11 protein-coding genes are annotated in these 13,009 nt (G+C 70.7%); 5 read left to right on the forward strand and 6 right to left on the reverse strand.

Translation table 11 applies throughout. From position 1 onward, the window contains the following. Positions 1-4: 4 nt before the first annotated feature. From Q0599_RS17225 to Q0599_RS17235, 3 genes are read right to left on the reverse strand one after another with little or no spacing between them, the layout of a single operon-like run. Positions 5-898 carry a universal stress protein gene (locus Q0599_RS17225; protein ID WP_298831928.1) on the reverse strand — a complete coding sequence of 298 codons (894 nt, stop codon included), beginning with the start codon at positions 896-898 and terminating at the stop codon, positions 5-7. Positions 899-926: 28 nt separating this feature from the next. Next, a complete protein-coding gene (locus tag Q0599_RS17230; protein ID WP_298831930.1) occupies positions 927-1,934 on the reverse strand; it encodes a sodium:calcium antiporter in 1,008 nt (335 codons plus the stop codon). Continuing rightward, positions 1,931-4,645 (reverse strand): HAD-IC family P-type ATPase, encoded by a 2,715-nt coding sequence (locus Q0599_RS17235; protein WP_298831932.1) that lies wholly within the window; start codon positions 4,643-4,645, stop codon positions 1,931-1,933. Before Q0599_RS17235 ends, Q0599_RS17230 begins: the two co-directional genes overlap by 4 nt. Before the next feature lie 196 nt (positions 4,646-4,841). On the opposite strand from Q0599_RS17235, the gene Q0599_RS17240 reads away from it, so the two are divergent. Beyond that, the gene (locus tag Q0599_RS17240) at positions 4,842-5,276 is read left to right on the forward strand and encodes a hypothetical protein (RefSeq protein ID WP_298831934.1); all 435 of its coding nucleotides are present in this window, start codon (positions 4,842-4,844) and stop codon (positions 5,274-5,276) included. Between the two features lie 21 nt (positions 5,277-5,297). On the opposite strand, the gene Q0599_RS17245 is transcribed toward Q0599_RS17240, so the two are convergent. The 3 genes from Q0599_RS17245 to Q0599_RS17255 are packed head-to-tail and all read right to left on the reverse strand — an operon-like array spanning position 5,298 to position 10,342. Then, positions 5,298-5,852, reverse strand: a complete 555-nt coding sequence (locus Q0599_RS17245) for a GNAT family N-acetyltransferase (RefSeq protein ID WP_298831936.1) — start codon at positions 5,850-5,852, stop codon at positions 5,298-5,300. Positions 5,853-5,871: 19 nt separating this feature from the next. Beyond that, positions 5,872-6,831 carry a response regulator transcription factor gene (locus Q0599_RS17250; RefSeq protein WP_298831938.1) on the reverse strand — a complete coding sequence of 320 codons (960 nt, stop codon included), beginning with the start codon at positions 6,829-6,831 and terminating at the stop codon, positions 5,872-5,874. Position 6,832: 1 nt separating this feature from the next. Continuing rightward, on the reverse strand, positions 6,833-10,342 hold the full coding sequence (locus tag Q0599_RS17255; RefSeq protein ID WP_298831939.1) for an ATP-binding protein: 3,510 nt from the start codon (positions 10,340-10,342) through the stop codon (positions 6,833-6,835). 80 nt (positions 10,343-10,422) lie between these two features. Here Q0599_RS17255 and ureA point away from each other — a divergent pair, with 80 nt between their 5' ends. From ureA to ureC, 4 genes are read left to right on the forward strand one after another with little or no spacing between them, the layout of a single operon-like run. Further along, entirely contained in the window at positions 10,423-10,725 is a 303-nt protein-coding gene (ureA, locus tag Q0599_RS17260) for an urease subunit gamma (protein WP_298831940.1), read from the forward strand. Between the two features lie 35 nt (positions 10,726-10,760). Further along, entirely contained in the window at positions 10,761-10,931 is a 171-nt protein-coding gene (locus tag Q0599_RS17265; RefSeq protein ID WP_298831942.1) for a hypothetical protein, read from the forward strand. Then, on the forward strand, positions 10,928-11,233 hold the full coding sequence (locus tag Q0599_RS17270) for an urease subunit beta (RefSeq protein WP_298831944.1): 306 nt from the start codon (positions 10,928-10,930) through the stop codon (positions 11,231-11,233). The genes Q0599_RS17265 and Q0599_RS17270 overlap by 4 nt, the downstream gene beginning before the upstream one ends. Next, positions 11,233-12,960 (forward strand): urease subunit alpha, encoded by a 1,728-nt coding sequence (gene ureC / locus Q0599_RS17275; RefSeq protein WP_298831945.1) that lies wholly within the window; start codon positions 11,233-11,235, stop codon positions 12,958-12,960. Before Q0599_RS17270 ends, ureC begins: the two co-directional genes overlap by 1 nt. Positions 12,961-13,009: the final 49 nt, after the last annotated feature.

A 13,009-nucleotide genomic window follows, 5' to 3' on the forward strand; every position in this document is an offset into this window, starting at 1 on the left:
TGGTTCACGGCTCGCGAGCGGTCGACACGAGCACGTCCGCACTGCCCTCGGCGAGCACCTGGCTGGTCACACTGCCGAGCAGCAGGTCGACGGTGGCCGACCGGCCGTGCTTGCCGAGCACGACGAGGTCGCAGTCGAACTCCTGCTCCTTCTCGACGATGCGCAGCGAGGCGTCACCCTCGACGACGCAGGGCGTCCATTGCGGCGGCCTGAGTCCGGCCGCAGCGGCCAGGGCGTGCAGGCCGTGCGTGGCCTCGGCGCGCGCCTTCTGCCGATAGGCCTCCACCGTGGCGGGGTCGACGCCGGCAAAACGCAGCTTCTCCTCGAAGGGCACCTGGAACACGGTGAGCAGCGTGAGGTGCGCATGCGGCGCGGTGCGTCGTGCCAGCGCCAGCGACTGCACGGACCATGGCGAGAAGTCGGCCGCCACCAGCACGCGGCGGTACGGCTCGTGCGGCGTCTGCCGCACCACCAGCAGCGGGCGCACGGTGCGGCGCATCAGGCGCTCGGCGGTGGAGCCCAGCACCAGCCGGCGCAGCAAGCCGCTGCCGCGCGCGCCGAGCACGAGCAGCCGTGCATCGATCGACTCGGCCTCGCGCAGGATCTCGTCGAGCACCGGCCCGGCAGCGTCGCAGGGCGTCACCTCCGCGTGGCGCGCCAGACGCAGTTCGCCGGCGAGCTGACGCAAGCGCTGCTGCACGTCGGCGCGCATCTGCGCCTCCGGCGCATTGGCCGCACCCAGCCACTGGCGCAGCTGCGCGAGCGTCTCCCCGGGCAGCACGTGCATCAGGTGCAGAGATGCCGCCGTCTCGTGCGCCAGACGGGCCGCACGCTCGGCGGCATGGCGGGCGTGCGAAGAGAAGTCGGTGGCTGCGAGGATGGGACCCGTGCGATTCATGGCGATGCCTCCGGCTTCGAGTGCAGGCTCAACCGCCGGCCAGGAAGAGCAGGGCGGCGTTGATGCCATAGGCCGCCACCAGCCCCACGCTGACCCAGCTGGTCACGCGCAGGACGCGGCCCTGCGGCCGCATCACCAGGCCGACGATCACCAGCCCGGTCATCACCAGCGCGGTGGCGACCGAACTGGCATGGACCGGCGCGACATCGGCGAGCAGCGGGCCACGCGTGTAGGCCAGGTCGTCGATGGCGAGGATGACGACGTTGAAGAGGTTGCTGCCCAGCAGGTTGCCGATGGCCATGTCGAGCGCGCCCAGTCGCAACGCCGAGACGGTGACCGCCATCTCCGGCAGCGCCGTCACCAGCGCCATGAACACCGTACCGACGAAGCTGGGCGACAGGCCGAACGCCTGCGCAAGGCCATCGGCCGCCTCCGGCAGCCAGCTGCCGGCGGCCAGCACCACCGACGCGGCGAGACCGAAGCGGCGCCACTCGCGGCGCACGGCCGCCGGCGCGACGCGCTCGACGGGCGCGTCGCCCGCCGAGTGTCGCTGCGCCTGCTCGTGCGCGAACACGCTCTTCAACACCAGCAGGTACAGCGCCAGCAGCGCAGGGCTGTACAGACCGATGTGCAGCAGCGCCGGCGCGCCGCTGCCGGTCACCAGGCTCATCGCGACGAAGCCGAGCATGACCACGCCGAAGCCGGCCGACAGCAGGTGAGCGGCACTGGCGTGGCGGTACATCGGCTGGCGCCGCTGCAACAGGTCGACCACCACCAGGAAGGCGAGGTTGACGACGCAGGCGCCCAATGCGTTGCCCACCGCCAGATTGGGCGCGTTCACCAGCGCGACCGCGCTGATGCCCGAAGCCAGCTCGGGCAGCGAAGTGACGGTAGCCAGCAGCGCCAGCCCCACCCAACCGCGCCCCCAGCCCAGCGCGTCGGCGAGCCGGTCGGCACTGCGGCTGAGCACGAAGCCGGCGCCTGCGATCAATACCGCGCAGACGAGGAACTGCAGCGCCAGCCAGGTCGCGCTCATCGCGTCGGTCGGCGCATGGCGCGCACGATCAGCTTGCGCAGCTCTTCGGCCCAGAGCACGCTGCTGGCCAGCGCGACGAGTGGCAGCAGCGAGGCCGGCGGCAGCGGCACGGTGTGGAAGAGCTGGTTCATGGCCGGAGCGTAGAGCACCGCCGCCTGCAGCGCGACGCTCAGGCCGAGACCGCCGGCCAGCCAGCGGTTGCGCAGCAAGCGCGTACCGAGCGCCGAGGCGGTGGCCGACTGGCAGTTCAGCACGTTGAACCACTGGCACATCGCCAGCACGGTGAAGGTCTCGGTGCGCACCACCGCCTCGGGCACGCCCTGCGCGAGCCGCCAGGCGAACCAGCCGAAAGTCGCGGCGGCGATCATCGGCGTCATCAGCGCGACGCGCTGCAGCATGCGCCTGCCGAGCAGCCTGTCGTCCCGGAGCACGGGGCGGCGGCGCATCTCGTCGCCGTCGGGCGGGTCCATCACCAGGTTCACCGTCACCGTGCCCTCGGTGACGATGTTGATCCACAGAATCTGCACCGCGGCCAGCGGCAGCGGGAAGCCGCCGAGCAGTGCAAGCAGCAGCACCAGCACTTCGGCCATCGAGGTGGCGAAGAGGTAGAGGATGACCTTCTTCAGGTTGGCGTAGACCACCCGGCCCTGTTCCACCGCCCCGACGATGGTGGCGAAGTTGTCGTCGGTGACGACGATCTTCGCCGCGCTCTTGGCCACTTCGGTGCCGGTGATGCCCATCGCCACGCCGACGTCGGCGCGCGCCAGCGCCGGCGCGTCGTTGACGCCGTCGCCGGTCATGGCCACCACTTCGCCGCGCGACTGCAGCGCCTCGACGATGCGCAGCTTCTGCGCCGGCTGCACGCGCGCGAACACCGCGATGCCGGCGAGTTCGTCGCGCAGCTCGGCCTCTCCCATGCGCTCGAGCTCGGCCCCGTCGACGGCACGGTCGCCGATGCCGTCGCCCTGGCGCGCGATGCCCAGCTCGCGCGCGATCGCCAGGCCGGTGAGCTTATGGTCGCCGGTCACCATCACCGGCCGGATGCCGGCGCGACGGCATTCGGCCACAGCCAGCTTGACCTCCTCGCGCGGCGGGTCGATCTGGCCGACCAGACCGACGAGGCGGGCGCGAGCGTCCAGCGCATCGAAGCCGGCGGCAGGGTCGAGCGCATCGTCGTCGACCACCGCAAAGGCGAGTACGCGAAGTGCGCGTGCGGACATCGCCTCGGCGGCCTCGCGCGCAGCGCGCAGTTCGGCATCGCCGACACCATCGCACAGGCGCAACACCGCCTCGGGCGCGCCCTTGATCATGACGCGGCGCGGTGCATCGGCCAGGCGGTGCCGCGTGGCCATCAGCTTGGTGTCGGAATCGAAGGGAAGTTCGGCCTCGCGCGGCGCGGCGCGGCGCAAGCCGGCGAGGTCGATGCCGGCCTTCGCGGCCAGCACCAGCAGAGCGCCCTCGGTGGGGTCGCCCAGCACCGTCCAGGCGGCGCGCTCGTCCTCCGGTGGCAACAGCTCTGCATCGTTGCACAGCGCCGCGGCGGCGAGCAGTTCGCGCAGGGCCGCGTCGTCGAGCGCTGCGGGGCGGCCATGCTCGAGCAGGTCGCCCTCCGGCGCATAGCCGATGCCGCCGACGGCCAGCTCGCGCGCGCCGGGCAGCCACAGCTCGACGGCGGTCATCTCGTTGCGCGTCAGCGTGCCGGTCTTGTCGCTGCAGATCACCGTGGTGGAGCCGAGCGTCTCCACCGCCGACAGGCGGCGGATGATGGCGCCGCGCTCGGCCATGCGCTGCATGCCCACGGCCAGCGCGATGGTCATCGCCACCGGCAGGCCCTCGGGCACCATCGAGACCATCTGGCTGATCGCCACCATCAGCACTCCGGACAGCGGCAGGTCGCGCCACAGCCCCAGCAGCACGACGAGCACGAACAGGCCCAGCGCCGCCCCTACCAGCGCACGGCCGAACTGCTCGAGGCGCTGCTCGAGCGGCGTCTTCGGCTCCTGCGCGCGCTCGGTCATGCCGGCGATGCGGCCGACCTCGGTGTGGATGCCGGTGGCCACCACCAGCGCCCGCGCCCGCCCGGCGGTGACATGGGTGCCGGAATAGACCATGCCGTGCCGGTCGGCCAGGCCGGTGGCCTCGGGCACGGCCAGCACGGACTTTGACACCGGGACCGATTCGCCGGTCAGCGCCGCCTCGGCCACCTGCAGCAGCGCCTCGTCGATCAGCCGCGCATCGGCGGCCACCGCGTCGCCGGCGGCCAGCAGCATCAGGTCGCCCGGCACCAGCTGGCGCGCCTCGACCACCTGCTCGACGCCGTCGCGCAGCACGCGCACGCGCAGCCCGGACAGCCGGCGGAGCGCCGCCATCGAGCGTTCGGCACGGCCCTCCTGGAAGCTGCCGATCAAGGCATTGACCATCACCACCGCGAGGATCACCCCGGCATCGCCATGGTGTCCCAGCGCCACCGCCAGCACGGCGGCGACGAACAGGATGTAGATCAGCGGGCTCTTGAACTGGCGCGCGAAGGTGCGCCACAGCGGCTTCGGCGGCGGCTCGGGCAGCGCGTTCGGACCGTGCTCGGCGAGGCGCCGGGTCACGGCCGCGGGGTCGAGCCCCCGCGCGGGGTCGGTGCCGCAACGCCGCAGTGCCTCGAGCGGGGCGAGGGCATGCCAGTCGGCGGCGGGAGCGTCGGTGGTCGTTGGCGGCACGCCGGTGGTCTCCTGTTGCGTCGATTCTCTCCGCCAGGAGGCAGCTCGGCGCAGTACCCGACCTGGCGCTTGCGCCACGTCAACGAGGCGCGAACGGCGATGCCGCGACGGGAACTTCGTGCGAGGGTCGGGCTCACAATGCGACTGACCGTGCGCCAGACACGGACCGAGGCGGTCTTGCCGCAGGAGACAGGTCGTGAAAATCAATGAAACAAGGCCGGCGTCGGACGCGCCGGCGCGGGTGTTGGCGCTGATGATGGTGGCCAACGGGCACATCGATCCGCGCGAGCTCGAGATTCTCGAGGAGCTCGACGCCTTCGAGCGCATCGGCGTGCCGCGCGAGCGCTTCGTCGCGCTGGCGCAGGACTGTCTGCGGGAGGTCGGAAGCGGCCTGGCCGAATGCTCGTGGCTGCGGGCCCGCGACCAGGCCTACGTGGACAGGCTGCTCGATGCCGTCACCGACCCGCAGATGCGTCTGGTGTTGTGCCGGCTGGCGGCCGCCACGATCACCGCCGATGGGTGCGTCAGCGGCGAAGAACGGCTCGTCTACGAGCATGTGCTGGCACGCTGGCACATCAGCCGAGCGATGGTGACACAGGCGATCCTGAGCCATGTGGAACGGCGCCCCTGAGCAGCGCCGTCGAGGGGTTCGCTAGGGCGGCGGCAAGCCGGGCCACGGGACGGGCTCGCCCGGCGTCTCGTCCTGCGCCACCCGGCGCAGTGCCAGGCCGTACCAGGCCACGTCCCACCAGCGGCCGAGCTTGAAGCCGGCGCTCGGGTAGAGGCCCACCGGCTCGAAACCCATGGCACGGTGCAGCCCGACACTGGCCGCGTTGGGCAGCGTGATGCCGGCAAACGCCATCACCGCGCCCTGGCGGCGCAGGATGCCGAACAGCTGCGCATACAGTCTGCCACCGATGCCGCAGCGGTGACAGCCGTCGCGAACGTAGGCGGTCACGCTGACCGACCAGCGGTAGGCCTCGCGCTCGGCGAAGGCACTGGCGTAGCAGTAGCCCAGCACCCGGCCCTCGCCCTCGGCGACCAGCCACGGCCACTGCACCGTCACCCGCGCCAACCGTGCCGCCATCTCGGCCGCATCGGGCGCGTGCAGCTCGAACGAGGTCGGCCGCTGCACGACGCTGGGCGCATAGATCTCGGCCAGCGCCTCGGCGTCGCGCGGCTCGGCGGGGCGAACGACGGCTTCCATGACACCTCCTTCGGCGCCGTCAACGCGGCGCCGCCAGCTGTCTGACGCGCGCCATCGCCATGCCGGCCGCGGCGGTGCGCGTCTCGACGCCGAGCTTCTCGAACACATGTTCCAGGTGCTTGTGCACCGTGCGCGGGCTGGTGCCGAGGATCTCACCGATGTCGCGGTTTGTCTTCCCCTGCACCACCCAGTACAGCACCTCGGCCTCGCGCGCGGTGAGCCTGAAGGCGAGGCCGAGCGCCTCGATGGTCGATTCGTCGGACGACTCGCTCATCACCAGCAGCCACTCGTCGTCGCCGCCGCTCTCGCCGCCGCTGGCGGCGCTCGCCTCGTGCAGCGCGAACGACAGCCGCTTGCCGTGGCGTGCCAGCATCAGCGGCTGAGGCTTGCCGCCGGTGGCGTGCACGACGGCCTGCGCCTGCAGCCAGTCGAGCACCACTTCGCCGAGCTGCTGCCCGTCGCCGGCCTCGTGCACGGTCAGCAGCTGCCGCGCCAGCGGCGTCTGCCAGAGGATGCGCCCGTCGGCCGCGCGCACCGACAGCGTGGCGTGGCCGAAGGCATCGAGCGCGTTGCGCGCCTGGCGCCGCTCGCGCGCGCCCTGTACATGGGCGGCGATGCGCGCGAGCACCTCCATCGGCTTGATCGGCTTGGCCACGTAGTCGACGCCGCCGGACTGGAATGCCTTCAGCACGTGCTCGGTCTCGGTCAGGCCGGTCATGAAGATCAGCGGAATGGTCGCGGTGGCGGCGTCGGCCTTCAGCCGCCTCGCCACCTCGAAGCCGTCCAGCCCCGGCATCACCGCGTCGAGCAGGATCACGTCGGGCATCGCCTGCGCGGCGCGCTGCAGCGCCTGCTCGCCGTTGGTGGCCACGAGCACGGTGTAGCCGAACTCGTCGAGCGCGTCGTGCAGCATCGACAGGTTGTCGGGCACGTCGTCGACGATCAGCACGACGTCGGAGTTGTGGCGATCGAGGTCCATCTCAGTCCGTGGCGAGGGCGCGGGTGAGCACGCCGTTCATCTCGTCGAGTCGGAAGCCGCGCGCCATCACGCGCATGCGCTCGACGAAGGCGGCGCAGGCCGGCGAGTCGCTCTCGATCTGGTCGAGCCGCCGCACGATGCCGCGCACGTAGCCGATGTTGACCAGTTCCTGCAGCGCGCGCAGGTGCGGCTCGGCGGGCAAGGCCAGCGTCTCGTCCGCCGTTGCCGGCGCAGCCGGCTCGGGCAGCGGCGTGGGCGAGCTGACCCACTGCAGGGCCAGCGCCCGGCCCAGCCAGTCGAGCAGCTCGCTCACGCGCACGGGCTTGGTGATGAAGTCGGCGGAGGAAATGCCGACGTCGTTGTCGAGGCCCTTGTCGAAGGCATTGGCCGAGACGATGGCGATCGCCGACGGACCCAGCGCACCATCGCGGATGCGTCGTACCGTCTCCCAGCCGTCGATGCCGGGCATCGCCAGGTCCATGAAGATCGCGTCGGGCTGCCAGCCGTCGCGGCGCTCCCGCCCCTCGCGCAGCAGCGTCAGGCACTCCTCGCCGGAGCCCGCCGTGCGCAGCTCGAAGCCCAGCGGCTCGAGCACGCTGACGAGCAGACCGCGGTCGGCCTCCTCGTTGTCGACCACCAGGACGCGGCGGCGCGGGCCCGCATAGCCGACGCGCGCCGCCGCCTGCGGCGCGGGCAGCGCATCGGCGTGCAGTTCGGGAAGGAACAGGCGCACGCGAAACACCGAGCCGTGGCCGGGCCGGCTGTCCACCGTCATCTCGCCGCCCATCAGCTCGGTGAGCATCTTGGCGATCGTCAGGCCCAGGCCCGTCCCTGCGGAGCCGCCCTGTCCCGCCGCGGAGCCGCGCGCGAAGGGTTCGAACACCTTGGCCACCTCGTCGGGCGGCATGCCGGGGCCGGTGTCCTCGATCTCGAAGTGCGCGATCTCGCGCGCGTAGCGCAACCTGAACACGACGCGGCCGCTGCGCGTGAACTTCACCGCGTTGCCGAGCAGGTTGATGAGGATCTGGCGCAGGCGCTTCTCGTCGGCGCGCACCAGTTCCGGCGCCTGCGCGTCGATCTCGGCGACGAATCCGATGCCCTTGGACTGCGCCTGCAGCTCGAACATGCGCGCGATCTGCTGCAGGCTCTCGCGCAGCCGCATCGGCGACGGTTCGAGCGTGAGCTTGCCGCCCTCGATGCGCGCCATGTCCAGCGTGCCCTCGATCAGCGACAGCAGGTGATCGCCGCCGCGCTTGATGACGCGTACCGCCTGGCGGCGTGCCTCGGGGATGGCGGGGTCGTCGTCGAGCAGCTGGGCGTAGCCGAGGATGCTGTTCAGCGGCGTGCGCAGTTCGTGGCTGATGGCGGAGATGTAGCGCGTCTTGGCCTGGTTGGCCGCGTCCGCCGACTGCTTGGCCCGCTGCAGTGCGAGATCGGTGCGGCGATGCGACTCGATCTCCTGCACGAGCAGCTGCGTCTGCCGGTTCGACTCCTCCTGCGCCACCTTGGCGCTGCGGTGCTTGAGCACCAGCCACCAGGCGACCACCGCGCTGATCACCAGCAGCGCGGCATAGACCTTCACGAAGCCCATCTGCAGCGCGGCCTCGGCATCGGGCGAGAGCCGGCCAAGCGCGCGTCGCTCGTGGCGCCAGACGGCGGCGAACAGCGCCGCCAGCGCCGGCATGGCCAGCGCCATCAGCATCAGGTAGTGGCCGAGCTCGGTGTCCAGGCGCTGCCACAGCGCGCGCGGCATGAGACGCGCCATCGCCGCACGCCACTGCACCGCCAGGCGCGCCCGAGGCTTGCACAGGTCGTGGCAGCGTGCATCGAGCGAGCAGCACAGCGAGCAGATCGCCCCTTCGTAGGCCGGGCAGAACGCCATGTCGTCGCGTTCGTAGTCGCGCTCGCAGATCGTGCAGCGGGTCAGGCGCCTGTAGCTGCCCTGCTCGTCGACCGCGGGCTCGGGCTGGCGGGCCAGGTAGTAGCGGCCTCTCGTCCGCCACGCGATCAGCGGCGACACCACGAAGGCGGTGACCAGCGCGATCAGCGCCGAGAAGGCCTGCGCCATCGGCCCGAGCACGCCGAGGTAGGCAACGATCGACACCACCGAGGCGACGCCCATCGCCCCCACACCGACCGGGTTCACGTCGAAGAGATGGGCGCGCTTGAACTCGATGCCCTTCGGCGACCAGCCCATCGGCTTGTTGATCACCAGGTCGGCCACCACGGCCATCATCCAGCTGATGGCGATGTTCGAGTACAGCCCCAGCACCTTGCCGATCGCCTGGAAGACGCTCAGCTCCATCAGCATCAGCGCGATCAGCGTGTTGAACACCATCCACACCACGCGGCCCGGGTGGCTGTGCGTGAGGCGCGCGAAGAAGTTCGACCAGGCCAGCGAACCGGCATAGGCATTGGTGACGTTGATCTTCAGCTGCGAGACGACCACGAACAACGCGGTCGCGGCCACCGCGAGGCCGACGTTGGAAGTCACCGCGCCCCAGGCGACGAGGTACATCTGCGTCGGGTCGACCGCGCGCGCCACCGGCACCGCATAGCCGATGGCGAGGTAGGCGAGCAGGCAACCGGCCAGCATCTTCAGCACGCCCAGCAGCACCCAGCCCGGGCCGCCGATCGTCACGCCCGCCCACCACGCGAAGCGTCGTCCCGGTTGCGGCTCGGGCATGAAGCGCAGGTAGTCGGCCTGCTCGCCCATCTGCGTGATCAGCGCGACGCCCACCGTCATCGCTGCACCGAACTTCATCAGGTCGAAGCCCGCGGGCTGCGCGTTCTCGGCCGTTCCGCCCGGACCGATGCCGCCGAACTGCCAGATGTCGGCCAGCGCCGTGGGGTGCTGCTGCAGCACGTAGACGAAGGGCAGCACCAGCATCGCCAGCCACAGCGGCTGCGTCCACACCTGCAGCCGGCTGATCGTCGTCACGCCGTGGGTCACCAGCGGGATCACCACCAGCGAGCACAGCAGGTAGCCCCAGGCCGGCGGGATGTCGAAGGCGAGCTCGATGGCATAAGCCATGATGGCCGCCTCGAGTGCGAAGAAGATGAAGGTGAAGCTCGCATAGATCAGCGAGGTGACGGTGGAGCCGATGTAGCCGAAGCCGGCGCCGCGCGTCAGCAGGTCCATGTCCACGCCGTGGCGCGCGGCGTACACGCTGATCGGCCAGCCGGCGGCGAAGATGATCAGCCCGGTGGCCAGAATGGCCCAGAAGGCGTTGACGAACCCGTAGTCGACCAGCAGCGTGCCGCCCACCGCCTCCAGCACGAGGAACGAGGCAGCGCCGAACGCGGTGTTGGCCACGCGCATTGCCGACCACTTGCGGAAGCTGCGCGGCGTGAAGCGCAACGCATAGTCTTCCATGGTCTCGCGCGCCACCCAGCTGTTGTAGTCGCGGCGCACCTTGACCACGCGCTGCACTGCTTTGGTGCTTGCAGGCGTGGCGATGCCCGGCCCGAGCGTCGGGTTCTCCTGGAAAGTGCTGGCATCGGCGGACATGCGCCGTTGTGGGGCAAGGGCTGTGCCAAGCGCCCCCGGCCGCGTAGCATCTGGCACGCCTCCTGCTGCTGTGCACCGCCATGGAACTCACGCCCCGCGAGAAGGACAAGCTGCTCATCTTCACCGCCGCGCTGCTCGCCGAGCGGCGCAAGGCGCGTGGCCTGAAGCTCAACTACCCGGAGGCGGTGGCGCTGATCAGCGCCGCCATCATGGAAGGCGCGCGCGACGGCAAGAGCGTCGCCGCGCTGATGAGCGAGGGCAAGACGATCCTCTCGCGCGACGACGTGATGGACGGCGTGGCGGAGATGATCCCGGACATCCAGGTGGAGGCCTCCTTCCCCGATGGCACCAAACTGGTGACTGTGCACCAACCTATCGCATGAGATCCGACATGATCACGATTCCGAGGACGACGACGATGCTCCGCACCCTGTCGGCACTGGCCGCATCGCTGGCGAGCGGGTGGGCCGCCGCCCACGACGGCCACGGCCTGGCCAATCCGCACTGGCACGCCAGCGACATGTTCGGCGTGCTGCTGGCGATCGGCGTCGCCGGCGTCGGGCTGACGTGGTGGCGGGGGCGCAAATGATCCCCGGCGAGCTGATCGTCGACAACGGCGAGCTGACGCTCAATCCCGGCCGGCGCACGATCACGCTGGTGGTCGAGAACGGCGCCGACCGCCCGATCCAGGTCGGCTCGCACTACCACTTCGCCGAGACCAACGGCGCGCTGAAATTCGACCGCGGCGCGGCGCGCGGCATGCGGCTGAACATCGCCTCGGGCACCGCGGTGCGCTTCGAGCCGGGGCAGCAGCGCACCGTCGAGTTGGTCGACTTCGCCGGCGACCGCACGGTCTACGGCTTCCGCGGACTCGTGCAAGGAAAGCTCTGATGGCTCAGATCGGCAAGCGCGCCTATGCGGAGATGTTCGGCCCCACCGTCGGCGACCGCGTGCGTCTGGCCGACACCGCGCTGATCATCGAGGTGGAGCGGGACTGCACCCTCGCCGCAGGCGGCTACGGCGAGGAGGTGAAGTTCGGCGGCGGCAAGGTGATCCGCGACGGCATGGGCCAGAGCCAGCGCGTCAATGGCCCCGGCCGCGAAGAGGCGGTGGATTGCGTGATCACCAACGCGCTGATCGTCGACCACTGGGGCATCGTGAAGGCCGACATCGGCATCCGCGGCTGCCGCATCGCCGCCATCGGCAAGGCCGGCAACCCCGACGTGCAGCCGGGCGTGGACATCGTCATCGGCCCGGGCACCGAGATCATTGCCGGCGAAGGCATGATCGTCACCGCCGGCGCCATCGACAGCCACATCCACTGGATCTGCCCGCAGCAGATCGAGGAGGCACTGGCCTCGGGCGTCACCACCATGCTCGGCGGCGGCACCGGCCCGGCCACCGGCACCTTCGCCACCACCTGCACGCCGGGCCCGGCGAACATCGCGCGCATGCTGCAGGCGGCCGATGCCTTCCCGATGAACCTCGGCTTCTTCGGCAAGGGCAACGCCAGCCGCCCCGAGGCGCTGCGCCAGCAGGTCGAGGCCGGCGCCGTGGCGCTGAAGCTGCACGAGGACTGGGGCACCACGCCGGCGGCGATCGACACCTGCCTGAACGTGGCCGAGGCGACGGACGTGCAGGTCGCCATCCACACCGACACGCTCAACGAGTCCGGCTTCGTCGAGGACACCATCGCCGCGTTCAAGGACCGCACCATCCACACCTTCCACACCGAGGGCGCAGGCGGCGGGCACGCGCCGGACATCCTCAAGGTGGTCGGCGAGTCCAACGTGCTGCCGAGTTCGACCAACCCGACGCGTCCCTACACCGTCAACACGCTCGACGAGCATGTCGACATGCTGATGGTGTGCCACCACCTCGACGCCTCGATCGCCGAGGACCTGGCCTTCGCCGAGAGCCGCATCCGCCGCGAGACCATCGCCGCCGAGGACGTGCTGCACGACCTCGGCGCGATCAGCATGATGAGCAGCGACAGCCAGGCCATGGGCCGCGTCGGCGAGGTGGTCATCCGCACCTGGCAGACGGCGCACAAGATGAAGCTGCAGCGCGGCGCGCTGCCCGGCGACTCGGATCGCAACGACAACACGCGCGTCAAGCGCTACATCGCCAAGCTGAGCATCAACCCGGCGCTCGCGCATGGCATGTCGCACGAGATCGGCAGCGTCGAGCCCGGCAAGTGGGCCGACCTGGTGCTGTGGAAGCCGGCCTTCTTCGGCGTCAAGCCCGCGCTGGTCCTCAAGGGAGGATTCATCGCGATGGCGGCGATGGGCGATCCGAACGCGTCGATCCCGACCCCGCAGCCGGTGCACTACCGGCCGATGTTCGGCGCCTTCGGCGGCGCGCTGCACCAAGGCTCGCTGACCTTCGTGAGCCAGGCGGCACTGGACGGCGGCATCCCCGAATCGCTCGGCCTGCACAAGCGCATCGCCGCGGTGAAGGGTTGCCGTGGCGTGCGCAAGTCATCGATGGTGCACAACGGCCTCACGCCGCGGATGGAAGTCGACGCGCAGACCTACGAGGTGCGCGCCGACGGCCAGCTGCTGACCTGCGATCCGGCCCAGGTGCTGCCGATGGCGCAGCGCTACTTCCTGTTCTGACCCGTGCCCGCCCGCGCGTCGTGGGTTGCGCGAGGGATGTCTGCGTCGG

It is taken from the genome of uncultured Piscinibacter sp. (assembly GCF_937952055.1).
Lineage (GTDB): Bacteria > Pseudomonadota > Gammaproteobacteria > Burkholderiales > Burkholderiaceae_C > Piscinibacter.

Bases quoted from the DNA above. Each gene is read 5' to 3' on its own strand.
- Q0599_RS17225 (WP_298831928.1), bottom strand. From the start codon at position 898: ATGAATCGCACGGGTCCCATCCTCGCAGCCACCGACTTCTCTTCGCAC.
- Q0599_RS17230 (WP_298831930.1), bottom strand. From the start codon at position 1,934: ATGAGCGCGACCTGGCTGGCGCTGCAGTTCCTCGTCTGCGCGGTATTG.
- Q0599_RS17245 (WP_298831936.1), bottom strand. From the start codon at position 5,852: ATGGAAGCCGTCGTTCGCCCCGCCGAGCCGCGCGACGCCGAGGCGCTG.
- Q0599_RS17250 (WP_298831938.1), bottom strand. From the start codon at position 6,831: ATGGACCTCGATCGCCACAACTCCGACGTCGTGCTGATCGTCGACGAC.
- Q0599_RS17255 (WP_298831939.1), bottom strand. From the start codon at position 10,342: ATGTCCGCCGATGCCAGCACTTTCCAGGAGAACCCGACGCTCGGGCCG.
- ureA (WP_298831940.1), top strand. From the start codon at position 10,423: ATGGAACTCACGCCCCGCGAGAAGGACAAGCTGCTCATCTTCACCGCC.
- Q0599_RS17265 (WP_298831942.1), top strand. From the start codon at position 10,761: ATGCTCCGCACCCTGTCGGCACTGGCCGCATCGCTGGCGAGCGGGTGG.
- Q0599_RS17270 (WP_298831944.1), top strand. From the start codon at position 10,928: ATGATCCCCGGCGAGCTGATCGTCGACAACGGCGAGCTGACGCTCAAT.
- ureC (WP_298831945.1), top strand. From the start codon at position 11,233: ATGGCTCAGATCGGCAAGCGCGCCTATGCGGAGATGTTCGGCCCCACC.